Source organism: Phycisphaerae bacterium (genome assembly GCA_019636475.1).
Lineage (GTDB): Bacteria > Planctomycetota > Phycisphaerae > UBA1845 > UTPLA1 > JADJRI01.
Map to the genome: position 1 here is coordinate 265,595 of JAHBXN010000005.1, position 24,297 is coordinate 289,891.

A 24,297-nucleotide genomic window follows, 5' to 3' on the forward strand; every position below is an offset into this window, starting at 1 on the left:
GGCTTTAGGCCATCGTCGATAAGCGGAGTGCCAGGTCGCAGACGCGGTTCGAGAAGCCCCACTCGTTGTCGTACCAACTGACGAGCTTCAGCATGTGGCCCTTGGCCATGGTTCGGGTCGAATCGAAAATCGAACTGTGCGGGTTGCGAATGATGTCGCTGCTGACGCGCGGCTCGTCGCAGTATTCCAGAATGCCCTTGAGGCGGGGACTCTCCGAGGCCTTCTTGAAGACGGCATTGACTGCCGCCACATCGACGGATTTATCCAGCGATACCGTGAGGTCCACGACACTGCCGTCGGCGACCGGCACGCGAAACGCGAAGCCGTCCAGTTTTACGTTCGGACTGGGCACCACCAACCCGATCGCCTTGGCGGCGCCGGTCGATGACGGAATGATGTTCGTTGCGGCCGCCCGCGCGCGGAGCAGATCGTCGCCATGCACCATGTCGAGAATGCGCTGATCGTTGGTGTACGCATGCACGGTCGTCATAAAGCCCTCGATTTTGTTCCCGAAGACTTCCGGGTGATCGACGAGCACCTTGATGACCGGGGCAAGACAGTTGGTCGTGCAGCTTCCGTTGCTGACAAAGGTGTGCTCCGGCTTAAGTGTCTCATCATTGACACCCATTACCACCGTCGCATCGATCTGATCCTTCGCGGGCGCCGACAGAATCACCTTCTTTGCGCCGGCCTTGATGTGGTCGTCGTAACCGGCCTTTCCGCCAGCCGCCCGCCCCGTAAACTTGCCCGTTGCCTCGATGACAATCGTGGCGCCGAGTTCCTTCCAGGGCAGATTGGCGGGGTTCGTCTCGGTCAGGACTCGAACGCGATCCCCGTTGACGACGATGCTGTTCTCATCGTGGGAAATTTCACCATTGAAGACGCCATGGACGCTGTCATACTTCAAGAGGTGCGCATGAACCTTGGGCGTTGAACCGACGTCGTTGATCGCGACGATGTCGAACTGCCCTTTCCGGGCAACCATTGCTCGCGCGACGAGCCGACCGATGCGCCCAAACCCGTTGATCGCCACTTTCACAGCCGCCATGTTACGTCACCTCCTTGACCAGGCGCCGGCCTACCGACGTCGGATCGCAAATAGCCGTTCGCGAGCGGACCGTGCGGCGCACGACCGTCGCGGGTGTTTTCGAGCATGAGGATAAAAACGGTCGATGGCAGCGTCAAGAAAGGCGGATGGGCGGCGGCGCACCGATCAATCCAGTCGAAAAGTGCTTTGAAACCCGATGCGCCCGGGCCCGACGGAGATCCATTACGGCAATTGGGCAGGATGACGAGGCGCTTCGCCGATGAGGACTCGGATCACATCGTCCGCAACCGTGGATCGCTCCTCCAGGGAATCAATCGTCAGCCCGGCAACATGCGGAGTCAGCAGGCAATTCGGCGAACGTCGAAGCGGATGCTGAAGAGGCAGCGGCTCGGTCTCAAATACGTCCAGCGCCGCCCCACTCAGGCGACCGCTCTGTAAGGCCGCAGCAAGAGCGATCAAATTAATCGCGGAGCCGCGCGTGATGTTGACCAGTGTCGCCTCCGGCTTCATCTTCGCCAGCGCGTCGGCATCAATCATCCGGCGCGGCGAAACCGACTGCCGAAGATGAATTGAAAGGACATCCGACGTGCCGAGCAGTTCGTCGAAGCTGACGGAACGGGCTTTGAAAGATCCAGGCTCCCCGCCGAGCGGATCGTGATAGATCATGGTCGAGTCGAAGGCCTGCTCCAGCATTCTGCCCACGTGCTCCGCGACCGGATCGAGCCCCAGAAACCCAATGACCGCATACCGAAACTCGCGCACTTGAATCTGCCGCGCGATGTCGAAGCGCCCCTCGCGTACCTGGCTGTCCAGAACAGGAATGTGGCGATGCGAGGCGATCATCAGGCCCAGCGCAAATTCAGCGGCGGATTTCACAGCGGCATTCGGCGAGTACACAACCGGAATATCGCGCCGCTTGGCGGCGCGCAGATCGATGTGATCGATGGTTTGGCTCGCGCGACCGATGACGCGAAGCTTTGGCGCCGAATCAATGATGCGGGCGGTGACATGTGCCTTGGCGCGAACGAGCAGGGCATCCGCCTCGGCCATCGCGCCGATGATGGTCGCGGGAGCGGAGTCGGGAAGTATGGTCACCTCCCCTACTCCACGCAGCTTATTGACGACAGCCTCGGAAAACGGCTCCGCCAACACGATGCGAAACGGCCTTCGATTCATCGAGCGCCGCCTCCATTTCTCCTCCCATATCGCCGGATCGGATCGATCCGCTTTCGTTCAACAAAGACTTTGCCTGTTCCAGCCCTTGTCCTATAATAACAACTTGTTGCACTGAAGCAACACTTTTTGTTACGGACGACAGAATTTGTCGAGGGAGTGACACATGCTTTCGCACCCGCTTCGGGGCCGACGTTCACCAACGCAATTCCTGCCGACTTTGACCTGCACTCTGATTCTCGCCTTCGGGGTCGCCGCCCGTGCAGATGATGCGCGTCCGGCCGGTCCGGAATCGCCCAGGCAGGGAAATCCCCCCGAAAGTGACACAAATACGACACCACCTTCGGTAACCCGTCCGGTCGACGGCGCGATCATCCGCGAACCTTCGCAGGGCCGTCCCATTTTCGTCACTCCGGGAGACACGTTCTATTTCGTCATGAGCCTGCCGCCCAACTTCAAGGGTGACGTCGGCTTTTCACTTCGCCATGCGCTGGAGCCGTCAATCAGTTCACTGCTGCGACCGAAGACGCCGCCCTCTTATTTCAACCAGGAGTACTGCCATATTGTCCTGCAAGTCGCCGAGAAGATCGAGCCGGGTCTGTACGATCTTGAAGTGAAAACACCGGATGAAACGTATTTCTCCCGCCGGAGCGTTCGCATCATTGATCGATTCAAGGACCGGTTCAGATTCGTTCATCTGTCAAACATGAACATCGGCGATCCGACGGCGCCCGATTTCGACGACATGCTGCCCAAGGAGATCAATCTGCTCGGGCCTGAGTTCATCGTTGCGACTGGCGATTACACCGAGTGGTCCCGTGTCGCGGACGACCCGAAGAGTTGGGCGCGCGTCCTGAAGTATTTCGAGCAGTTCAACGCCCCCGTTTACATGCTCTGCGGATCGCACGACCACGAGGCAAGCTTCACGAAGTTCGTCGCGACCGGCCCCATGGGCACGATCGACTACGGCGACTATCACGGCATCCTGCTGCTGGACCACCCGGCGAATCCCCTGGACCAGGATTACTCGCAGATTCAGTGGATTGAGGCGGATCTCAAACGGAACAAAACCAAGCGCATGAATTTCCTCTGCGCCAACAGCGACGAAATGGGGATACTCGACATCTGGCGAGAGCGCGGCGGTATCGAAGACTACGTCAGGGACCACCACATCAAGCTCTACGTCGCAGGGGGATCAACCGACTGGGACTTCAAGGAATTCGCCCACAAGCTCGACGGTCTCGACGACTTCCACTTCGCACGCACGCATCAGTCAAGCACCTGCATGCGGGACCGGGCCACCGGATTCAGTCACTATCGCGTGATCGAGATCGATGGCGACAACCTGGCGTATACCTATGCCAACGATACGGCACCGGAGCCGCTGCAGCACTCCGTTCCATCCGGCCGCCTTCGTGTCTATTTCGATGCGCCCAATGACGGCACCTCGAGCAAGGTCGGCGCGACCGTGCAAAACGCACTGAACCAGTCATTTGATAACGCTCGCCTCTGGATTCGCGTTGCCAAACGAGGTAATGAGAAGCCCGTGATCGCCCCCGGTCGCATCGTCCGCATGGTCGATGCCGGCGATCATTGGGGTTGCGAAGTATCCTACGATCTGCCGGACAAAGGCGCTGTACGCATCATGGCATCGACCAATCCGAAGGACATCCCGCCCAAACCTCCGATCGTCGTCGCGCTGGAAGGTCCGCGCCAGTGGCGCTTCCGACCGAAGTCGACTGACTTCGGCCTCACCTATTTCGAAAGCAAGGCCGATGTCGCCGTCAAACTGACGAACGAATCGAAGATTGAAATCGCCGCGTGGCCGGTGATTCGCGTCAATGGCGCCCAGTTGCATCCCGATCCGGAGATTGTGTCGCGACTGCCGCTGACGATGAAGCCCGGCGAGAATATCTCAATCCCCCTTGCCGTGAACCTGCGGCGGGTCAGTCCGGGGCCGCACAAGGTGCAGATCAGTTTCCTGGAAGACCCGCTGGGTCGCATTGAGACGTTCGACGTGGCGTTGCAGATGGATGATGCCCTGTCCGAGGCGGACGAAGAGTGATCTAGGGCGCCCCGGCGCCATTATTGCGGCGAGCCATGAACTGAGTCGCATGGAAAATCGTGCGCTGTCATTCCCCCGGCTCACTGAGCGGTCGGATCACTTTGACAAGGAGGAACCGAGCCGTCATCGGAGGCCCGCGATATGCCCGCACCCGCCAAACCGATGCGATTGATCCACCTGCTCGTCCTGCGGGCGGCGGCCATTGTCTACCATCCGCGATCAGTCACGTACACTTTCCTTGCGGCACTCCTGTTCGGCCTTGCCGTTTCAAGCTACTTCGTCTTTCGCGGCGAACATTCCGATAGTGATTCCGGCATAACGAGCAACTCCGCACCGGCCCGCGCGGTCGGCTCCAACCTCCCTCACTCTGCTGAGAGTCGCCAGCACGGCTTGTCGCGACCCGCCGCACAACTCGGAAGCCAGGCCACGAATTTCGCTGCGGGTGTTGAGCACCGCCGCGGCGATCCGCCTGCAGCTCCACCGGCAGACCGGCCAAAACCATCCATCGAGTTCGGCCCGTCGCTGGCCCAACTCATCCACGATCGCGGTCACATCACGGTCACCGTCCACATCGCGCTGTATGACGACGGCCGCAAGCGCCATCGTGCATTCGGCGACGGCGTCACCCCGGTGTCAAACATGTACTGGGGAGCGCGATTCGGCGTGGAAACACACATGGTCAAGGATGCCGGTTGGCAGCGTGTCTACGCCGACGAAGGCACCGGCGGAACGATACTATCTCGAATCGTTCTGCGCAAGCGCATCGAGCCGACAGCGGCATGGCGCGCGCGTTCGGTCGAAGCCCCTTTCGACCTGTATCTGCTCGCCCTGGCCTGGCCGCAGTCGAATATTGTCGAAGCGATGAACCGGCCCCTTCAGGAAGCGCTCTGCGGCGAAACGACCTTCATCCGCGTGGACGGACAGGACATTGCCTTCGGGGCTGAGAGTGTTCTGGTCGGCTATCTCGGTCAGAATCGGATGCTGACCCAATACTGGGACCCCTTCACACCGCTCGCGGACTGCCCGCCCCCGGCGCGTCAGATCGGCGTTTTCTACATCGCTCCGCGGAGTGCGGTGCTGCTGCATCGGCCCGCCGAGGATTACGGGCTTTACTCCGCCTTGTTCGCACGCGAATCGATTACGCCGGAGGCCTACGTCCTGAGCGGAATGCTCGCCGCCTTGGAATCCGGCGAAATCGACGACGCCTTCCTGCGTGAGTCGGCGAAGTCCTACGCCAAATATCAGAAATCCGTCACGCCACAGCAGGCAGGCATCCTATTGATCAGGTGACCTGAACGAGTCACCGGTCGATACGGCGATTGCCCCCTCACACACCTCGCGCGCTCAAAGACCCGCGCGGGATCTCGCGGCCCTCCGACGCAGATGAAGAATCAGTTCCACTTCGCCGATCGCCCGATCGACGCGCTTGGCGATTTCCACCGGCGCCCATCCGGCGTCCGACAATTCCTGAATACTCCGGTGCAGCGCGTCGGTCTCGTCCATCGCGATCGAATCGGTCCCATCGGATTTCGAGAGCGTGCCGGCCGGCTCAACGGATGCGTGCTCGTCGGCCGATGTGACTTCGGAAATTTCGCTTCGGATCTGTGTCGTCGCATCGTCCGAGACCAGCCACTCCATTTTCGCTGCTTCGGCATTCTCTCGCGCGACCTGTTCGCCCGCCGCATCGCCCGAGTCCGTCGAGCCCGAGCCTTCCTGCTTCCGAAGCGACTCGGCCCGCGCCAGAAGCGACTTCAACTCGTTGATGCGCCGATCGGCATCAGCAATGCTTATCTCCAGCTTTGCGAAGCGAGTATCGATCTGCCCGTTGACCGTGCGTGAAAGGTCGTTTAACTCCACAAGCACCGATTGAAGATCCTGGCGGATCGCCGTGCTCTCGCGCGTGGCACTGTCAATCTCTCGCCGGTACTGCCGCGGAGATCCGTCCCGAAGCCGCCGTCGGCGCAGCGAAATCATGAACATCATCAGCGCGAAGATTGCCACGCCGAAAACGAACAGCGATTGCTCGGTTGTCATGTCGCTAAATTGTGCCAACATCCGGAGAATCCGTTCTCCATTGCGCGGACGCACGCGCCCGTGCCGGGTGTCATGCCTCTATACGACATATGCCCTCGACACACCGCATGATAACCTGCGATGCCCGGCGTCACATCTCAAATCCGCGAACCGTTTGGAACCGGTCCACTACAGAATTTATCGACGAATTCCACCATAATTTCCGACCGTGGACGAGGGACCGCACTTCTTTGTCACCATCCTGCCACTTATTCGCTGTTGACCTCTCGTCCTGATTGGTTGTTCAATCTCCGAACAGCCGTCTGCGTAGCCCTGGGTTTTGATGAGGAGTGCCCCCGATGATTTGCGGATTCCGCATACAAACATGGATTCTCAGCGGCGTCATGCTTGCAGGGTTCTTCGTTGGCTGTGCCCGCCAGTCAGTCGAACTCGCAGCGACCGATCGCGCAACAGCAGAGTCGATTCCAACCGCGCCGCCGCCCGCACCAAGCCCGCACGCGAACTACTACAAGTCCATCGATCGAGCCACGCAGGAGGGCATGCGCCGAACGCTGCACGAGCGAATCCGCGGGCATCGGCGTCAGACCTATGCCCAGGTCTGGATCGTCCTCGAACGCGCCGACGAGAACCCCGGCGATCCGACCCGAATTCTCGATCTCTATCGCAACGAATCCATCACGAAATTCGGCGGCGGGAACGGGCCGTATAATCGTGAGCACACCTGGCCCAAGTCATACGGTTTCCCGAACGAATCAAGCCTGCCCTACACCGACTGCCACCATCTGTTCCTTTGCAACGTCAGTTACAACTCCAGTCGCGGTAACAAACCCTATGACGATTGTCCGGGGGGAATTGAAAAACCGACAGTGGCAAGTAACGGAACGGGCGGCAACGGAACGCCCGCGGGTGAATATCCGGGACAGTCAAACTGGACCATCGGCTCGGCGCAGTCCGGCAAATGGGAAACGTGGATCGGGCGTCGCGGCGATGTCGCGCGGGCGCTGCTGTACCTCGATGTTCGGTACGAAGGCGGAATCGATCCAGTGAGCAATCGTCCGGAACCCGACCTCGTGCTGACCGATGAAATGAACCGCATCCGAACCGGCTCGGGCAACGTGGCATACATGGGGCGCCTCTCAACACTGATTCGGTGGCACCATGAAGATCCGGTTGACGACAAGGAGCGGCGGCGCAACGACATCATCGAGGAATATCAGGGCAATCGGAATCCATTTATCGATCATCCGGAGTGGGTCGACTGCGTCTTCGAGGGACGATGCGATTAGCAATCCCGACACCGCTCGGCTACGCCGGCGCCGGCACGCAACACCGCCGCAAAAGTTGACTAATCGCTACAGACCGAACCCATATCTGCTGAGTGGAGTAGATCAGCCGCCGAGATCGCTATTATCGCACTCCTCGACGTATTCACCGCGTCGCGCAAAAGTCGCATGCCTCTTGCAACCAGTCACCTGTCCATCGATCTGTTTCCCGGAGGCCTGCAATGAGCGACATCAGCATCTCATCGTCCACTAACGTCAATCTGTCTACCTCGGGCATCGACGCCAGGACAACCGCGACGACCAAGGGTGAGACGGCCATCAATTCCGTCACTGCAAATCAACTGAACGTCGGACAAGGCGCGTCGCCGCGTCCTCCTTCTGGCGATTCGGTTTCAGGCGCAACCGGGCTTGAAACCGCCAACCAATACGGCCGGACGGTTGGAGCGACCTCGCAATCCTACTCAATGACGCTCGAACAGGTTGACTTCAACAAAATGTCGATTTTTGTTCTTGCCCTGCTGAGTTCCCTATTCGGCGGCAAGGAGAAAAAAGATGACGAAAAGAATAACCTGCTCGCCTTGCTGATGCTTGCCGGCGGGCAGCAGCCGACGACGTCGAAGATGACCTACTACGAATCCTACACGACCGAAACGACGCAGCTCTCAACAGCTACCAGCTCCAGCGCGGTGCAGGCAACACCCTATGGCACCGATACCGGGGTCGCGCCCGGCGCGGGAGGTTCGTCGGTCGGTGGCCGGGTTGACGTCTCCGCGTGAGTCGTTCAATCGAGGCAACCCATACGGTGTGCGGCACCTCGCAGCCGCACAGCGGTTTCGCGCCCATCCAATCAATTTTTTCAAAAGCCGGATCGACCCAGCCGTGCTAACCTGTCCCTGTATGGCCCGTCCACGGATCATCTGGGACAATGAGTGCGACCTGTGCAACAGGCTGCTCAACCGGATCATCCCATTCCTGAAATCTGACCGGTTCGACTTCATGCCGATTCGTGACTGGCTCGAATCACTCCCGCCGGACGAGCGAAGGACCGCGCAACTCCGCGATGAAATGAGGGTGATTACCGGGTCCGGAGCGGTTCTGGGTGGCGCCGATGCCGCACTTTACATCATGCGGCGTGCCGCTTGGGTGTGGCCGATCGGCGTGTTTGGCGCAATTCCGGGGATCATTCAGTGCTCGCGGTGGATGTATCGACGTCTGGCAGTCTGGCGCCGGACGAGTGCAACCGCCTGTCGCCCTCGTCGGCGAGAATTGAATGAGCCGTCATCCCCCGGGGTTGGCGGCAATCACACCCCTGGAAAGAAACGCCTTTAAGTGAGGTCGGGAAGCCGGTTGCTGCAATAATTGGCTGTGATTTTCGAGAAAACAGGATTTTTCCACTTTACAAGCGATGAAGAGTGGGTACTTTTTAATTGGTTCCCGATTAGAGACTTCCTTTCCTTTCTCTACTCTCCGGCCCGAGAGTCGGGAACTAGGAGCCCGCACTTGCTGCGGGCTTCCTTATTTTCTTCCCAGCCAAACAGCATTTTTGCTAGACAAACAGCGCTTCCATGCGCTGTCGCTCTCTCCGGGGAGTCTTTTCAATGAAGTGGAGAATACGATGATCTTGGTCCAAAACGACGCCCAATGAAATAGGGCGTTCTCCCTATTTTGTGATTCAGCCCGTTCCTCACTCGAGCGCGACAACTCAAAGCGCGTTTCCGACTTGAACCCGAGCGAAGGCGCGCGGTCGGGATGGATCGCGCTGGTAAAAGATTCCCCGAACCGACGGTCCTTCGCCAATCATTGGTCGTGGATAGGACGGTCGCACATACTGCGGAATCGGCGTTTCATGCGTCTTTTCGAAGAGATGGTATCCTGCAAGCCGTTGGCCATGTGGATCATCGCCAGCTGATTTCAACTCGCGATACGCGCCGCTCGACAACACTTCGTCCAACCGCAGCCCGTGATAGTCGCTCTCGCTGTACTTCGCGTCCCAGATAAGGATCGTCCCAGTCGGCATCGACGCGAGCAGGACGGCGTTCTTCATCGCCCTTGGATTCTCCACGAGCCCGAGACCGTATGCGAACCAGCCGCTCGCCGCAAAAATCGGGCGGTCGGACAACTGCCGCCGGTCAAGCTCATGGACCACCGACGCCGCAGCAATTTGCGCTGCACGCAACGTCAGTGGCCGAACCTGCACCGCAAACTGGCACAAGGCCGGAATGAGCATTGCGAGGACCCACGCACTGCGCACCCCTCGCTTCCAACGACCGCCGACTACGAATCCGGCAGCGGCAGTCAGCAGCACCACGCCCGCCAGGATCACGCGCACCGCCCACCAACTCGGCACATTTGTCGGCACAAGCCGACCGACCGCCCTTTCCCATTCGAGCGCGACGAACAGCACAAGCCAGACGAAGGCGGCCAACTTCCAGTGACGTCGCGCCACCGGCGTCGATCCGATGTCGCGGTGTGCCGCTCCATTGACATCACCGACAAGCGTGTCTAAACCTCGGACCGCCAGGATCGCAACGAACGGGGAAACCGCCACCATGAATCGACCATAGCCGCCGCTGGCATAGATTCCCGTCGCCTTGATGACGGCATGCACGAGAAAAAACGCAGCCGGAAGAATGACAACCAGCGCGTCGGATGCGGCTGCGAAACGGTCCGATGGCGTGCCGCGTGCGCGACACCGAAGCGAAGAAAGACTCGATGCCGCACCGACCACCGCCAGCACGGCGATCAGCGGCGTGACGGCATAGAGCGCGTCCGGCACAAACGCGCTCCACCCCGTCGGCGGATACTCGGTCGAACCGCGCGGCTGAAAGAAAATCGAGACCGGCCAGGCGCCAAGGAATACGCGAAACAGGACATTGTGTGCGATCGGCGCCCAGAGGCTCAACACGGCCGAAAGAACGACACGGCGTCGCAGAGGGCGCGGATTCGATTCCGTGGGAAACCCGGTTCGCCCCGCACCACCCCATCCCACCCACGCCAGGGCAGACCACCAGATCGGCACGAAGATCACAGCCTCGTGCCGGGTCAGCAGCGCAGGCGAGAACAGCAGGGCCGCCCAGACAATTCGCCCTCGCGACAAGAGCAGCACCGCAATCACAAGGTAGAACGCCGTGAAATTCTCGGTCAGCGTCGTAAACCCGAGCACACAGAACAACGGTTGCAGATAGCAAAACGCGACGGCTCGCCATGGATGCGGAGCGCCGCTCCGGTAGGCAAGCAAGGCTGCCATGTATGCGACACCTGCCGATACCGTTGCGGAAAGGAATCTCGAGGCGTGCCAAGCCACGTCGATATCCGCCGGCCATGCCGCCGCTGCCATCGGAATCGTGAAACCCGGTCGGCCCCAGACATGCAGCAGATACTTCGGATACCACCAGGCCCATCGCGCCATGAGAAAATGAACGAGATCATCGTCGTGATGAACACCATTTGAAAAGAAGCCCAGCACGATCGTGGCGAGCCAGCCGATCAGGACGCAGGCCGCGACGGTCCATCCGCCACATAGTGATTCGCCGCGAATGGATGTGAAATCCGAGTGGCCGGCCGCGGCGGAATGATCGGATTGGAGCGGTATCTCTTTGAACTGACGAGGCCTCTGCGCGGACAGGGAGCGAGAATCACGACCGGCCCGCGACTCAGGTGACATCGACACCCCATTTGAGCTTGCTGATCAACGTGTCGAGCGGGCGGCGCTTCGGGTTGCGAACCAGCAGCACCGCGTGCGGCGACTTTGACACGAAAATACGGGTGTTCGGAATCAGATTGCGCACGCGCTGACCATCCAGGACGGTCACAGCGCCGACGCTCTGCGGCAGCACCCGGATACACACGCGCGAACTCGCCGAAACCACGACAGGACGGTGCGTGAACGAATGCGGACAACGCGGCGTCATGATGATTGCCTCGACGGCCGGTTCCACGATCGGACCGCCGCATGACATGTTGTGCGCCGTCGATCCAGTGGGTGTCGCAAGAATGACACCATCCCCCGCCAATACGCACAGCGGCTGATCGTCGATCGTGACTTCGAGATTGATCGTGCGATACGGATCGCCGACGCGGACTACGCAATCGTTAAGAGCCATGCCGGTCCACACGTCCCCGCCGGGATCGATCACGCGTACATCCAGCACCAATCGGTGACTGATCAACTGCTCCTGTCCGATCAACTTCTCCAGCGAATCGTAAATTTCGTTCTCATCGAAGTCGGCCAGGTAACCCAACTTACCCATGTTGACGCCGATGATCGGCACCTGGCGTTGCTGCATCGCTTGAGCAGCGTGCAGGATCGTGCCATCTCCGCCCAACGCGATCAAATAGTCGGGGACGGACTCGTTCACGCGCTCAGGGTGCCCGTCCATGTCCGAGCCCGCCAGCATGCCTCGGTCTTTCAGCCACGCTTCCAGGCGGGCAAACGCCTCAGACACGAACGGTTTGCTCGCATTGCCGAGCAGGAACACGCCGCATTTTGGTTTTTCTTGTGACATTTCATTCCTGCCGAGTGGGAGCGAACGGGATCGTTGGGCCGGACGCTGAGTCTCCGCCAGTGGCGCCGCCGCGCGTTTCTCCGCCGTTTTTGCCGCGCAAAGCCCTGCCGTAGCACCGGTTGCGAAATTATAACGGAGAACCGGCGATCGGTTTATCGAAAAGCGGCACGGGAAGGTCGCGCGGGGATCGGGCGAGGCTTGGCAACGGCACGACCCCAAACAAGGACAATCCAACTCTTTTTTAGAACTGTCCGCCCGCGCGCTTTTCGCAGAATCCGGGATGGTCCGCGGCGAGCCCGCGCGCAGCGCGGCCTTCTGACTGAGTCCGAAAATAAGTGCAATCCAGGCACCGCCGATGGCCTGGCGTTCATAGAATGAGCATGGATGAGAGCCGATACGGTGGCTTCTCGCAACATACTACTCAATAAGTACTTATATCACGAATACTGAACAATACTCAGAGAACAACCTCCGGCATGACTCGCGTCGAGCTGAATAAACTTCGGTCGCTGCCGGCTCGTCGGACACATAGGCACCACGAATAATCACCGTGAGTTGCGAACGACGGCGGCCCGCCTTGGCTGCTTTACGACGTCGTCGACCGCGACGAGTGCAGCCAGGTACGGGATCGGGGACAATCCGCCTTCGTACACTCCCGCCGAGGGAAATCGGAGATGTTTCGGGCGTTCGCGTAACGCCCATTTTGTCCGCATCGATGCGGAGGCTCTCATCATGGCGAAATTTCAATACGAAGCGATGGATGCCGCCGGGCAGGAGCACAAGGACGAGATTGATGCGCCGACGTCTGAGGAGGCGATCGCAAAAATCCGTGCCCTTGGATACTTCCCGACCAAGGTCAAGCAAAAAGGCGGCCCGAAGAAAGCAGCCGGCCCCGGCGGCCCCGGCGCAAAGCGCAAAGGCGGCGGCGGAATTGGCGGCGTTTCGACCAAGCAACTGACGCAGTTCACACGCCAGCTTTCGACGCTGATGGATGCAGGTCTGCCCATTCTTCGTTCGCTTCGTATCCTCGAACAGCAGCAGAAACCCGGCGTGCTCCGCGTGACGCTTCGAGCGGTGGCGGAAGATGTCGAGGGCGGAGCCACGCTGTCGGAGGCGATGTTTCGCCACGCGCGCGTTTTCGACCGACTGTACTGCAACATGATTGCGGCCGGCGAGGCGGGCGGCGTTCTGGACGTCATCCTCCAGCGCTTGGCCGACTTCATGGAGAAGGCTCAGAAGCTCAAGCGCAAGGTCATTGGCGCGATGATCTACCCGTCGGCGGTGATCACATTCGCGTTCCTGATCGTCGCGGGCATCATGTACTTCGTCGTTCCGAAGTTTAAGACGATCTTTGCCGACTTCGATGCGGAATTGCCCGGACTGACGGTGCTGCTGCTTGATATGTCGGACTTCATGGTCGGCGTGACGCGCGGGCCGAACGGCGAGGAAATTCCGATGACCATCCCCGGGTGGGTCATCATTATCGCGACCCCGGTACTGATATTTGCGATCTGGAAACTCACTCGCCAGTTCAAGGGGGGACGCTATGCGCTGGATGTGCTCAAATTAAAGATTCCGATCATGGGTAACATCCTGCAGAAATCCGCCGTGTCAAGATTTACGCGCACGCTCGGAACGCTGATCGCGGCCGGTGTCCCCATTCTCGAGGCCATCAACATCACAAAGGATACTTCAGGCAATGAGGTCTACGTCCGTGCGCTTCAACGCGTGCATGACTCGATTCGCGAGGGCGAGTCATTTGCCGCTCCGCTCAAGGCGACGCGCGTTTGTGACGCCATCGTCGTGAACATGGTGGACGTCGGCGAAGAAACGGGCGATCTCGACAAGATGCTGATCAAGGTCGCCGACAATTACGATGACGAGATCGAGACCCTCGTCCAAGGCCTGGTCGCAATGCTTGAGCCGGTCATGGTCATCGTCCTCGGAATGATTGTCGGTTTCATTGTTATCGCCTTGTTCCTTCCCATGGTGAGCCTGGTGAACAATCTCACCGGCGGATGATGTGTCAGCGAGAGTTAGATTGCCACGGGACACCGGTCCTGATGGCTTGAACAGGATCAGACAGTCGTGACTTCAGGGATCGCAACATTTCGGCGGGTTTCGGGTGGCCGACCGCGGACGCACGAACGGCGATTGCCAAGCCTTCTGTTTGGCTACACGCTGCTTGAGATGCTTGCCGGTCTTGGCATCCTTGCGATCCTCCTGACGATCGTCATCGTCGCAAGCCGTTCAATGATCGGTTCGCAAGCCCGGACCTTGGCACAGCAGCAGTTGCAGCTCATCGCCGCGGGAATCGAGCGGTACGCCGGGTACTGGCCTCGTCCTGAGATCGGCGGACGGGTGATTGCGGACCGCGCCTGGCCGGATCCGTTCCCGATCCGGGTCTTCAACAATGCGAACTATCAGACGATCAGCCCATTCAATGACCACGCCGCTTTCCGTCTCACCGGTCTCGGAAGCGGCGTCATTGAGGATCTCATCAATTACACGCTTCCAGACCGCGTGGTCAGTTCGGACGGTACCGGCGGCGATGTGATGGCGGCGAACGTCTGCCTGACTTATGCGTTGCTGGCCCGCTCAGGCAGCGGACCATACCTTGAGGACACGGACGCCGGAGCGATCATCAAACGGGTTTCGGAAGTCGATGGCGGCAGTTTCCTGATTCAGCTTCCTCCCGCGACGGCGGGCAATGCCAATGTCCCGGCACGGGTTGTGGTTGATCCGTGGGGAACGCCTTACCGCTACTTCTGGGTTTACCGCGACTCGAACGCATACCGCGGCTATCTACCTGTACCGACCGCGAATCCGGCGTCACCCGCATTTCGCAAAGCCGTCGGGTTCGTGCTGGAGTCGGCTGGTCCGAATCGAAAATTCGGGGACGTCTGGCGCATCGGTGTGCCGCCGACGGTCGATCTGGACGAAGCCGCCGACAATATCGTGATCAGTGTTCCGTAGGAGTGTGAGATGCATCCGCGCGTGATGGAACAATCTCAAGCGAGGCGACCTGCCGGTCATCGGACCGGCGTGGCCTGCACTTCGCGCGGATTCACGCTGATCGAATGGCTTGTGGTGATTGCGATTATTTCAATCCTCATGACCGTTTCGACATTCGCATTCCGAAATGTGCGGGAAAAAGGCGCGATGGCGCAAGCCAGGAACATGATCCTTGCCTCGGCCGCGATTGCTCGGAATTACGCCATCGAGAACCACATCGAAGCGATGATGGTCATTAATCCTTATAGCGGTCGATTTGAACTGTGGCACTTGAATCCGCCGACCCGGGGCGGCGCATGGGACCCGTTTTCGGGCGGGATTGCACCGCCGTTCACGGATGGGTATGCCTTCGCTCCGGTCTACAACCGCCTTGCGACGCTGCCCGTCGGATCGAACGGCAAGCCGATGGTCGCTGTCTTTCCGGTCGACTACGACGATCCGACCTATCGCCCCACCGCTGACAATGAGCAGAACATGGACAACCTCACATGGACTGCCCTCTGCTTCGATGAAAATGGCAGACTGGTCACGCGCACGCGCCGCATCGCAACCCGCTCCTACCGATTTCGAGATGGCTCGATTCGCGCCGCCGGCCAGCGCAATCGTCTGGAATCTGAATTGCCGAATCTCGCATTGCGGGAGCAGCTGCCAATTCAACCGCTGGTGACTTCCGCCGATACGGCGATCACCTCGACGCGTGGCTTCGTGATTTGCGACTGGACCAGGGCTCAGGGCATCGTCGGTGACGCTCCTTCGCCAATCGAGCTGATCACCGGACTCCTCCGTGAAACCCGGCCGGGACGCCGTTACTCCAACCTTGGCGAGGTGGTTCTTCTGGATCGTTTTTCGGGACAACCGATGACGGGAGACAAGAAATAGTGCCGCACGTGCTTCACAATTCGGCCCGTCGCGCGTTCTCGCTGCTCGAGACAACGATCGGCATGGCTATTCTGGGCATCGGCCTCATCATGGTGGCGGCCTTGTTTCCCGTTGCGCTAACGCAACACCGCGACAGCGTCGATCGTGCCCGGTCGCTGGAACTTGTTCCGCAAGCCGTCGCGATGGTTCACAAGCGGATGAATCCCGACCTGCTTTGGTATAACGCGCCACTGCTTTCGCAGGGTTTCGATTCGCCCTGGAATGTCATGCCCCTATCAAATATTGATGCGGCCGGCCGGTGGTCATTCGACCCGGCCAATCCGAACAACAGCTCGTTCTCCGCTGGCTATGACTACATGCTGAATTACACAGACGCGATCAATGGCGCGCCGTTGTTCAGTGTTCACCAGGTTTATGCCAACGACATTCTCAGCGATCGAGAATTTCCGCTCAGTGACCGGCAGGCCAATGAGTCAGCTAACCGCCTCGTCTGGTACGGTTTCCACCGCAAGCTGGCGACCGGCGCGAATCTCTATGCCGCCGCCATCTGCAAGCAGCGGCGCGACCAGATTTTCGCAATGCAGGACCTCTCGGGCGCATCCGCATTGGTCGATCCGGTGCCGATCGCGGATCGTCCGCAGCGCTTCCCCGTGCCTTGGCGGGTGACTGTTTCGCGTGTGGCAGGCACCAACGCGCTCTACATCAACAACCCCTCGCCTGCGGCCAATTCGCTTACACTGGCTGATCTGGCGCCCGTTGCCGCCAAGATCATGGTGCGCGGCGTGCCTGATTCGCTCCCGCCAACCGTGCCTGTACCGGCCGGCCAGGTGCTTACCGTCTCGGAAACGCTGACGAACGGGACAGTTCTTGTCCGCGAAAACATCGACAAGATCGTTTCGGATGTTGACGTGTGGGTGTTCCCGCCGTCCATGAGCGGCCCGGGCCTGAGCAAGGAAGCTCCCGTACTGGAATGGAAGGTCGGTCTATGAAGCGCTCGGCGCGACAATCGACTCCGCTCTCCTGCACGACCGCGGCCGCGCCGTCGAATCAGTGCCGCATTCATGGCATACGACGGCCGTTCGCGCCGCGTGGATTCACGCTGATCGAGATTCTCGTGACAGCCGCGCTGCTCATTATCACGATGGCGGCCATGATTCAGATCTTCAACGTCACGTCGGACACGACGATGCGAACGACGGCCAACTCCGCCGTGATGTCGCGTTCCGCGGCAGTTCGCGAAGCGCTATCCGATCAGGTGGCAAAAATGAGCCCCGGCCTGCTCATCATCGAAAGCCCCACGCCGACGAGCGTCCGCGCCGAAACCGAAGACGGGTTTCGCATGTGGCGGCTCCGGCACGACCGGCTTGTCTTTCTGACGACGGGCGATGTCGACGAGTACCAGTCATTCACTGATCCGACCCGCGCGGATCCGAACGGCGCGGTAGCAATGAATCAGAAACCGCGAACGGCAACAAGCAGCGAAGCGCTGGTTTACTTCGGTCCCGGCACCCCGCTGACCATCTCTACGGGGCCTGTCAGACCGGCCCGCATTGATGACGATTCCGATCCGGCCGGCGCGGTCCTCACCGCCTCGGAATGGGTCTTTCTCCACCGCGCCATCCTGCTGAACCTTGACATCGATCCCAATGCGGATCCGGCATGGAATCCGACGACCATGTCGCAGGTGACCGCCGCGGGCGGCATGCTCTTCGGCGGCCCGCTTCGCCCCGAATTCCAGAACGGCACAATGGACGTGATCATCAGCGATCCGGTCGGCGGTTACCCCGCAACGGCCCGCACATTTGCTTCGTTGATTCTGTCGAAGACTGCCGGTCCGGCCGATCTGCTCGGCGAGACGCCGTCCATTGCGTCGCTGTGGCAGCCAAGCTATGCCCCGCGCAATGCGAACATGCAGAACGTGAACCTGCTCAACTACTACACGCGCAGCGGCTCCAACTTCGTGCCCGGGCTTGCCGATTTCCGAATCGAGTGGACCGACGGCGGCGCCAACGACCCGCTCGGGCCCGACGGCATCCCCTTTACCGGCGACGAGGATTTGCGCACGCGGTGGTTCGGCCTTCGACCGGATCCGACATTCAGTATCGACGACACGACATTGAACGGCATTATCTCGGGCACGGGTCCGGAATTGCCGTATGTCGCCGTGCGTCGTCAGGACTTCACAACCGACACGCGAAGTGACGCAGCCGTGGCATTCGGGATCGCGCCGGGAACGCAGAACCGCATTGAGTGGTCGCGCAACGGCAATGGATCGGACACGGATTCGGCCTACCGTGCAATCTGGCGGTTGGATACATGGCAGCATCGGCCAAAAGCTCTGCGATTCACCTATCGAATCTTCGATGAAGGGAATCGTCTCAAGCAGACGACGGAAATCGACTTGAACGAAAACGGAGACTTCGATCCGGATGACGGTCCGAACGATCAGCAGCGGCGATTGATCATGCGATGGGGACGCTCGTTCTCCGTCGTCGTGCCGGTGCCGTGACCTCGAACCGCCGGAACGCGCTGGACGATTGGCGTCCGCATACCATAAGACCGGGGATGTGACCCGGGAGTAATTTGGAATGACCAAAGTTGGGAAACATTGTCTGATCCAGTCGCAGGCGTCCCCGCGATCGCGGCGCAGGGTGATTCGCCGCGCCTCGGCGATGGTCTTCATTCTCGGAGTGCTCTCCCTGATTACGCTGGTCGGCCTGGCTTTGATCGTCAAAACGCATGGCGAAGCCGAGCGCATCACGATTCAGGAGACCGCCTCATCTGAAAAGGTCGCACTCGAGGGTACGATCGCCACCATTCAGGAGATTCTCCGTCGCGACATCTGGGGAGATCCGTTGCCGCTGGCCGAAGCCGCCTTTGAACGGCCGCTTTCGAATGACGCGCCCATCGGATCCGATCCCAATCCGATCCTCGGCACACTTGGCAATCGCCTGGGTCTCCGCGAGAACAATGAACCCTACGACGCACCAGGGGAAGCCGATCGGTGGCTGGCGTCGAACATGCCCTATCTGGCCGATCCGGCAAACCTGCCGCCAACCACTGAGACCAACGTGCTTGCATGGGACCATGTGTCCTACATTGGGTCGGACATTCTCCAGCCACGGATGGTGACGCGCATCGTGGGCGGCGCCCCCGTTACCCAACATGTCAATCCCTTTGTCTGGGCGATCAATTCGCGCAATCCCGCTGATCCGGAGCTGGTGCGATATGACGCATCGTCGCTCGACGGCGTTCCGATCATTCAATCTCCGGTTGATCCCGGGGATCTTCTTCCCGGCTCGACGACCAATGTGTCAATCCGAAACGCCCGCATCGTCTGGGAAAACTCGCAGGCAGGCGGCCACCTTGAAGCCCTCGCGGCCAAGCTGGCGCTCCCGGCGAACGCGGGCTTCGCGGCGGATGTTGTGCCGCAGTTTCCCTACTTCGACACCAATCGCGACGGCATCGTCGATCTGTGGGATGCCGACGGCGACGGCGTCCCTGATTCGCCACTGAGCCTCGTGATCGAAACTGATCGCGATGACGCCAATCAGCCACGGCGACTCTATGCGGCGGTCCGCATTGTCGACCATGGCGGCATGCTGAATGTGAATACCGCGTCGTCGCTCAGGTTGCCTAATGGCGTCCTGACTTTTGATGAGACGCGCGACGGCCTCCAGCGCCGTGGGAATCGTGCCGTGGATTTCAGCTTGAACGGCGTTGTCCATCGTGACGATTGGCTGAACAGCTCGCGAGTTTCGTCGCTGATGGACTATCGTTCCAATGGCGTCGATCCGGATGTGTTCGATCGTGACTTCATTCGCCGGACACTGGTCGGCGGCCTGCCGGATCCATCGACGTTTTTCCTTCCGTTCGACCTGCGGGATGAGTCATCGCTGCGGCATCGCAATCTGCTGGTTCGGTATGATCGCATTCGCGACCAGTTGGCCAATGCAAACGACTATCGAAACATCGACCGCGCCTTGCGAAACACGCTGCTGTGGTCCAGAGAGATTTCCTCAGTCACCGACGGCACCTACGCCGGCTCACCCCGATGGGCACGCCTGAATTCGAATTATGAACCGCCTGCCGCGACCACGGAGTATGAAGGCTACACCAACGCGGGCGGCGCGGGTTGGCGTCAATTGCTCGATGAAGAACAGCTCTTTGCCGTCAGAAAGCCCATGCTGACGACGGTCAGTTCGGAAGTGATGATGCCGCCAGACATCGGTCTGCGAACACTCCCGGCAACTGGAGATTCGCCGATCGATCGCCGATTGCGGCAGCTGTGGTCACTCGGAATGGATTGGCCGGTGCTCATGCAGGCCGGCTCCGCGATTGAGCAGGATCCGGCGCGACCCGATGCGGCCGCTTCGCTCTCGCTCATCGGCTCTTACATTCTGCCTGCGACCAAGCCGCTTCCGGCCGACTGGGCACGCGTCCAGTCGATCGATTTGAACATGGCATCGTCGACAAGCCCGATCTCCGCCAAGGCTGATTTCATTCGGTATGTCGCCGCGGCAACATATCTTGCCCTTGAAGCCGGCGCGAATACGGCCAGTTTCAACTACCAGGGCATTCCCCTGCTTGATACGCAAGCAGTTGGCGCTTCGCTGAATCGCCAGTGGCTCGCGTGGCAGCTTGCCGTCAATCTGGCCGATTACCGTGATGCGGATTCCGCTCCAACTTACTGGCCGTGGCGGCCCGCGCCCGGCGAACCGGTCCAATACGTCATCGGCGTTGATCGACAACCGTTCTTCACTGAAGCATTTGCCTTCCTGACTGCGGGCAACACCGAAGGCTCCGGTCCAATTGGCACCAACCCGCCGCCCGGTTCGCCCGGTACGCCGGGAGGGCCGCCAATTGTTCGCGACCGCTGGTACTATGCATTCGAACTTTTTGTTCCGCCAGGCTGGAATGTGAGCACGGCAAATCTCTATTTCCGCGCACCGGAACTCGGCCCGGACCTTATCCCCCTGTCGGCGTTTCGCCAGCAGACGGCGACGGGCCTGGGCGCAGTGCTGCCCGCGGTGCTTTCCGGCGGACCGGCCGATATCGACGCCGTCACCGACCGCGATCATGGAAACTACTATGTCTTCTGCAACTCGCTGGACGACGCACCGGCGGACATCCGTGCCAGGCTGACGGCATTTCCTCGTACCTATGTGTACAACGGCCTGGCCATTGATACTTCCGGATTCGGCAGAATGGAACTTGTCTATTCACCGACTGGCCAGGCAGCGCCGTCGGCAGGCTCATTCCCGAATCACGTGCTCGACGTCATCGGGCCTCAGTACTCAGGCGGCGAACTTGCGGATCAATCTTTCCCCGGCACCGGCGCAAACCTGCCCGGTACAACCGACGACTTCAGTTGGGCTCGTCGGCCGTCGCTTACGGTCATGCCGGAGGGCGGCATCCGCGCCTTCTCGCTTCGCCGCAGTACGAAGGGCTGGCGATTCACGACGGCGTGGCACATCTACAGCGTTGCGCCGACCGGTATAAGCCTTCCGAGGCTGGCCAATTTCGATGAATCACTGGGCGAGCCGAACCGGGAAACGAATCAGTCCGGCGCCGACATTGATTCGCGCATTCCCGAATCGGTCTGGCCGGCGATGACCTCGATGTCAGGCGCTGTGGCGGAGGACGACTTCGTCTCGGGTCTGCCGTTCGCGGCGTTCGACTCGGTCGCCGATTTGTCGCGCATGCTCATGGTCGGCCCCGTGAACCTGACAAACACGCCGGCACGACCCGTTCTGTTTGATTACACCGCCATCACGCCGACCATACGCACAGGCGTCGAGCTTCCAGCCACAGTGCTCATCGCCCAGACGCTGACAGCTCCGCCATCGGGCAATGCCCCCTTCGGTGATAGCTCGACGCGCGTGGCGGCCGGCCGGGTGGACTTTGTTGACGCCTACCGCGTGGGAAATCCGTCTCAACCGTGGACGTGGAAGCTCTTCGACTATCTGACTGTCAACAGTCCGCTTCATGACGGCATCGACAACGACGGGGACGGACTCATCGACTTTGAAGCCGATCCGACCGAGGCGGTCGATATCGGTTTCCGCATTGCAGGGCGCGTCAATCTGAACACCGCCCCCGCGACGGTGCTCCGCGCCGGGCCCTTCATGTCTCTGCTACCGACGTCACCGCAGATCGCCCTTTACAACTCCGCGCCGATCAATGATCCGATCGCCGCGTTCTTCGCTGGAACCGGTTTCTACTATGACCTGCCGTCCGCAATTATCGCAAAACGAGAGAACCGCCGGACGTGGCTGCGTCTGCCGGACGGAACCACGGGCGTACCGCAGGTTGTCGCCGTCGCGCAAAACGCTGCGCCCGGCGGTGGCGCGGGCCCTGGTGGAGGCTCCGGCGTGGGCAGCGCCACGACGCGAAAACCGTTCCAAACGATCGCTTCGCTCGCCCATTTGACTTCCGTGACGGACGCATCCGGTCGTGACGACCTGTTCCGAATCGATCGATATCACACATCCGCGGCGAGCGGCGCGTTGCTTTTCAACCACATTATTCCCGAGCGTGATCCAACAGTCGGCGGTTCCACCAACACGCACCCGCGGCTGGGGCTCGATGGCTCACCTTATTCGCCAGACTTCCGTTTCCGCCCCGGTCGAAGTGTCGCGGATTATGTGCCGATTGAGACGCCCGCACTCTTTGTCGGAGACCCCACCCAGGTTCGCAGCGATCCGATTGACGGTGCAGGAATACGAGGCCGCGACATCCTTTTGTCGCGCCTCACGAACACGTACACAACGCGGTCCGACGTCTTCACGGCATATATCGCCCTGATCGACGAGGACGGCAATTATGTGCACCGCAGCGAGGTGACCTTGGACCGCAGTCCATGTTTCAATGAGGTCTCGTCGCAGGGTGCCCCGAGGCGGCCGATCATGCCGCAGATATTGACCCGAACGGACGGGAGTTATTCGGACGACACGAAGTGATCGGCGTCCTTGTTTGAATGCTCCCTCCCGGTCACCCAACAGCCCCAATTGGACCAATCATGGGTCCGAGAGGGGCCTGCGACGTGGCCTGGACACACCCGGAGATGGGTCCGGAAGACGAAAAAAACCACTCCGCAAACGGCCGCGCGTCGCGGTCGCGGCAAGCCTTGCGGCGAGCCGAAAGTATATTGCGGAAAAGACTTTACTGACCGCTTTGAACGAGGCTACAATGTACCGAACAGGTCCTGCCTCGGGGGAAGGCGGAACGGATTCATACCTTCAGTGTTTACCTGACTAGCGGAGGAACGCAGCCATGCTCGCACGACGTACTCGAACCGCATTCACCCTCATCGAATTGCTGACGGTGATGGCGATTATCGTGATTCTGATCGGTATTTTGACGCCGTCGCTCACCGGCGCCCGGAATCGTTCGATCCAGACAGCCATCAAGGCGCAGATTAACGCCATGTCGGTTGGTCTCGAGTCGTTCCACGGCGATGAAGGCAAATACCCTGCCTCCAACCCGGTGCTCTGGGCGACAGACGTCAACAACACGCTTGGCATCCGCGCCGCTCAGATGGCTGCGTGGGAGGTTGACGACGGCAGCAGCGACCTTCAGGGTGCCCACATCCTCGTCGATGCGCTGGTTGGCCGCGATAATCTTGGTTATGACCCGCGCGCGCCGCAGGTCGGCCCTGGCGGCAGCAGCGACCCGTACAACCGATGGTCGCCGCAGAACGATCGCCGTGCCCCGTATATTCCGGTCGATGGCGTCAGCCTGACCACCGGCAATGAGCCGCCTGAGGACGTGCTCGGACAGTACACCAACCTGAACCAGGTACAGCCGACGATCGACGGCCTGAAGTGCCAGGTCTTCCGTGACAAGTTCGGCTGGCCGATCCTCTACTATCGTGCTAATCCTTCGGCCAATCAGAACACGCCGATCGTTCAACGAACCACCGGCGCGGCCTACGGCGACGGCGTCTATGACGGCGCGGATAACCGCTACTTCACGAGCTATGCCGGCTCGCCGCATCGCATCGCCGACGCGAACATCGGCCTCCCGACGCCCTATCCGAATTCAGCCTCGCTGGTGACGGCGACCTCCGGCAACTTTGCCGAGTTCATCCGCTCGATCCGGGCGACAACCTATGATGTCACGAACACGACCAACATTGTCTGGCCGCGGCCGGTCAAGGGCGATCGTTTCATCATTCTCAGCGCCGGTAAGGATGGCAAGTACGGCACGATCGATGACGTGGCGAACTTCGAGGTCTTCTCGACCGAACGCTGATCGATTTTGCATCGTGTGGCGGTCCGGCGATCGGCTAAA

At 60.2% G+C, this 24,297-nt stretch carries 17 protein-coding genes; 12 read left to right on the forward strand and 5 right to left on the reverse strand.

Annotation, left to right across the window (positions count from 1 at the left end; translation table 11 throughout):
• Positions 1-4: 4 nt before the first annotated feature.
• Together gap and KF841_10255 are read right to left on the reverse strand one after the other, a co-directional pair.
• Positions 5-1,048 (reverse strand): type I glyceraldehyde-3-phosphate dehydrogenase, encoded by a 1,044-nt coding sequence (gene gap / locus KF841_10250; GenBank protein ID MBX3395736.1) that lies wholly within the window; start codon positions 1,046-1,048, stop codon positions 5-7.
• Between the two features lie 222 nt (positions 1,049-1,270).
• Entirely contained in the window at positions 1,271-2,224 is a 954-nt protein-coding gene (locus KF841_10255; GenBank protein MBX3395737.1) for a hypothetical protein, read from the reverse strand.
• A gap of 163 nt (positions 2,225-2,387) precedes the next feature.
• On the opposite strand from KF841_10255, the gene KF841_10260 reads away from it, so the two are divergent.
• Entirely contained in the window at positions 2,388-4,286 is a 1,899-nt protein-coding gene (locus KF841_10260; protein ID MBX3395738.1) for a metallophosphoesterase, read from the forward strand.
• Positions 4,287-4,427: 141 nt separating this feature from the next.
• The gene (locus KF841_10265; GenBank protein ID MBX3395739.1) at positions 4,428-5,576 is read left to right on the forward strand and encodes a hypothetical protein; all 1,149 of its coding nucleotides are present in this window, start codon (positions 4,428-4,430) and stop codon (positions 5,574-5,576) included.
• Between the two features lie 54 nt (positions 5,577-5,630).
• Here the strand turns inward: KF841_10265 and KF841_10270 are convergent, their stop codons facing one another.
• Positions 5,631-6,341, reverse strand: a complete 711-nt coding sequence (locus tag KF841_10270) for a hypothetical protein (protein ID MBX3395740.1) — start codon at positions 6,339-6,341, stop codon at positions 5,631-5,633.
• A gap of 518 nt (positions 6,342-6,859) precedes the next feature.
• On the opposite strand from KF841_10270, the gene KF841_10275 reads away from it, so the two are divergent.
• The 3 genes from KF841_10275 to KF841_10285 all read left to right on the forward strand — a co-directional run bounded on the left by KF841_10275 (position 6,860) and on the right by KF841_10285 (position 8,932).
• Positions 6,860-7,606 (forward strand): endonuclease, encoded by a 747-nt coding sequence (locus KF841_10275; GenBank protein ID MBX3395741.1) that lies wholly within the window; start codon positions 6,860-6,862, stop codon positions 7,604-7,606.
• 218 nt (positions 7,607-7,824) lie between these two features.
• Positions 7,825-8,379 carry a hypothetical protein gene (locus KF841_10280; GenBank protein ID MBX3395742.1) on the forward strand — a complete coding sequence of 185 codons (555 nt, stop codon included), beginning with the start codon at positions 7,825-7,827 and terminating at the stop codon, positions 8,377-8,379.
• A gap of 121 nt (positions 8,380-8,500) precedes the next feature.
• Entirely contained in the window at positions 8,501-8,932 is a 432-nt protein-coding gene (locus tag KF841_10285; protein MBX3395743.1) for a DUF393 domain-containing protein, read from the forward strand.
• 373 nt (positions 8,933-9,305) lie between these two features.
• Here KF841_10285 and KF841_10290 read toward each other — a convergent pair whose 3' ends face one another.
• Together KF841_10290 and KF841_10295 are read right to left on the reverse strand one after the other, a co-directional pair.
• Positions 9,306-11,267 carry a hypothetical protein gene (locus KF841_10290; protein ID MBX3395744.1) on the reverse strand — a complete coding sequence of 654 codons (1,962 nt, stop codon included), beginning with the start codon at positions 11,265-11,267 and terminating at the stop codon, positions 9,306-9,308.
• Entirely contained in the window at positions 11,257-12,108 is an 852-nt protein-coding gene (locus tag KF841_10295) for an NAD(+)/NADH kinase (GenBank protein ID MBX3395745.1), read from the reverse strand. Before KF841_10295 ends, KF841_10290 begins: the two co-directional genes overlap by 11 nt.
• A gap of 732 nt (positions 12,109-12,840) precedes the next feature.
• Between KF841_10295 and KF841_10300 the strand changes: the two genes are divergently transcribed.
• The 7 genes from KF841_10300 (at position 12,841) to KF841_10330 (ending at position 24,258) form a co-directional block, all read left to right on the forward strand.
• Complete coding sequence (locus KF841_10300) at positions 12,841-14,130, forward strand: type II secretion system F family protein (GenBank protein MBX3395746.1); 1,290 nt, start codon at positions 12,841-12,843, stop codon at positions 14,128-14,130.
• Between the two features lie 132 nt (positions 14,131-14,262).
• Complete coding sequence (locus KF841_10305; GenBank protein ID MBX3395747.1) at positions 14,263-15,084, forward strand: type II secretion system protein; 822 nt, start codon at positions 14,263-14,265, stop codon at positions 15,082-15,084.
• 69 nt (positions 15,085-15,153) lie between these two features.
• Positions 15,154-16,002 carry a prepilin-type N-terminal cleavage/methylation domain-containing protein gene (locus KF841_10310; protein ID MBX3395748.1) on the forward strand — a complete coding sequence of 283 codons (849 nt, stop codon included), beginning with the start codon at positions 15,154-15,156 and terminating at the stop codon, positions 16,000-16,002.
• Positions 16,003-16,010: 8 nt separating this feature from the next.
• On the forward strand, positions 16,011-16,991 hold the full coding sequence (locus KF841_10315; GenBank protein MBX3395749.1) for a type II secretion system protein: 981 nt from the start codon (positions 16,011-16,013) through the stop codon (positions 16,989-16,991).
• A complete protein-coding gene (locus KF841_10320) occupies positions 16,988-18,511 on the forward strand; it encodes a type II secretion system protein (GenBank protein ID MBX3395750.1) in 1,524 nt (507 codons plus the stop codon). Before KF841_10315 ends, KF841_10320 begins: the two co-directional genes overlap by 4 nt.
• A gap of 79 nt (positions 18,512-18,590) precedes the next feature.
• On the forward strand, positions 18,591-22,964 hold the full coding sequence (locus KF841_10325; protein ID MBX3395751.1) for a hypothetical protein: 4,374 nt from the start codon (positions 18,591-18,593) through the stop codon (positions 22,962-22,964).
• A gap of 313 nt (positions 22,965-23,277) precedes the next feature.
• Positions 23,278-24,258: a prepilin-type N-terminal cleavage/methylation domain-containing protein gene (locus KF841_10330; GenBank protein MBX3395752.1), complete on the forward strand. Its 981-nt coding sequence runs from the start codon at positions 23,278-23,280 to the stop codon at positions 24,256-24,258.
• The last annotated feature ends 39 nt before the right edge of the window (positions 24,259-24,297 follow it).